Annotated in this window: 3 protein-coding genes; 2 read left to right on the top strand and 1 reads right to left on the bottom strand. The window is 50.1% G+C overall.

All coding sequences use genetic code 11. The features are described 5' to 3' along the window. Both ACRC27_RS05215 and ACRC27_RS05210 read left to right on the top strand, forming a co-directional pair. The coding region (locus ACRC27_RS05215; RefSeq protein WP_438639351.1) for a major capsid family protein at positions 1-205 on the top strand (205 nt) is incomplete at its 5' end. A 48-nt stretch (positions 206-253) separates the two neighbouring features. Further along, complete coding sequence (locus ACRC27_RS05210; protein ID WP_438639350.1) at positions 254-559, top strand: hypothetical protein; 306 nt, start codon at positions 254-256, stop codon at positions 557-559. 89 nt (positions 560-648) lie between these two features. On the opposite strand, the gene ACRC27_RS05205 is transcribed toward ACRC27_RS05210, so the two are convergent. Next, positions 649-1,143 (bottom strand): hypothetical protein, encoded by a 495-nt coding sequence (locus ACRC27_RS05205; protein WP_438639349.1) that lies wholly within the window; start codon positions 1,141-1,143, stop codon positions 649-651. Positions 1,144-1,350 lie beyond the last annotated feature (207 nt).

The raw sequence follows: 1,350 nt of genomic DNA, 5'->3' as shown, positions 1-1,350 counted from the left end.
TGCCAACGGTGTGCAGAACAACAGCAAAGACCGCTTCATGGTGTACGATAAGTCAGACCGCAACTTGGCACTGGCTAAACCTATTCCGTTCCGTATGCTGGCACCACAGCTGGAAGGTCTGGGCGTAACCGTCCCATGTGAGTACAAGATCAGCGGTTCTGAGATCCGTTATCCACTGTGTGCCGCATATGTCGACATGGCGTAACATCACAACGGGCGGCGCGAGTCGCCCAAGTTTACAAAGGGCTGAACAATGACTGTAACTATTCAAAACACTGCACGTTGTGGAATTATCATTCCGGGAATGGGTGAGTTGGCCGAGGTGGGCGGTTTAGTCGCACCGGGCAACACCATTGATGTGCCGGACACTGTTGCAGACTCCGATTATGTGCGATACTTGGAAAGTATCGGCGAGTTGGTCGAAGTGGTACGTACCACGGAAGTAAGCATGGATGACCTGCGAGCCGAAGCCAAAGCGTTAGGTATTGACGTTAGTAATCGTTGGTCACGCGAAACACTCGTTAATCGCATTGCAGAAGCGAATAACGCCGAGCAGTAACCCACGCGGGGGTAATAGCGTTTAGCCCGGCGCTCCCCGCGTGAGGTTCTTACGGGCTTAATAGGGGCGCAGTGCGCCCCTTTACTATACTACCAGAACCGTACAAACCCGCTGTCTGACGCAAATTCGAACGCCATTTTCCAGTCTTGATATTTCTCGTAAAAGTAGCCGCCGATTTCCGCCGCTTTAGCATCATTGCGAACGAAATCATCGTGCAATTTCTTACTGACTCCCGTACCGATCGTACCTTCGCAATCACTGAAGTTAATCAGTTCCCAGAAATCGCCAGATGTGGCGTCGAACGCCCCTTGTGAATAATTACGACCGAACTGATTATCCTTACACGGGTATCCCGCCATTTGTGCCAATTGGTCACGCCATGCACCATACCCGCTGTACGAACCTGCGCGAAATCCGTGACTATCTTCTGCGGTGTAGTAACCGTCTTTTACATCAGTAGACCGCTCTTCAAACGATGGATTCACCCATGCGTGAGCGTCATACTCACAAGGTTCGCCACACTCATCCAATTCCACGTTGTCAATCAACTGACATTTACGGTATGCAGTAATATCTAAGCCCATGGTTTACACTCCTTCTCTAGTTGGTAAATTAACTCTACCGTCATTTGACTAACCTGTCAACACCTCCGCAGTTGTTATCCTCGCTGCGCGTTGTTATAATGTGTCCAGAACGGGCTGTTTTACCAACATTTTGGTAGACGGCCTTTTTTGTGGCCGCGAAAGGGGTCATATGTACAGCAGCACATGCGCACCAGTGGTAAATAACGT

This window comes from Plesiomonas sp. (genome assembly GCF_051650925.1).
In the GTDB taxonomy this organism is placed as follows: Bacteria; Pseudomonadota; Gammaproteobacteria; order Enterobacterales; family CAMTGL01; genus Plesiomonas.
The sequence above is the reverse complement of the archived record's forward strand: the minus strand, read 5'-3'. Positions and strand labels throughout refer to the sequence as shown.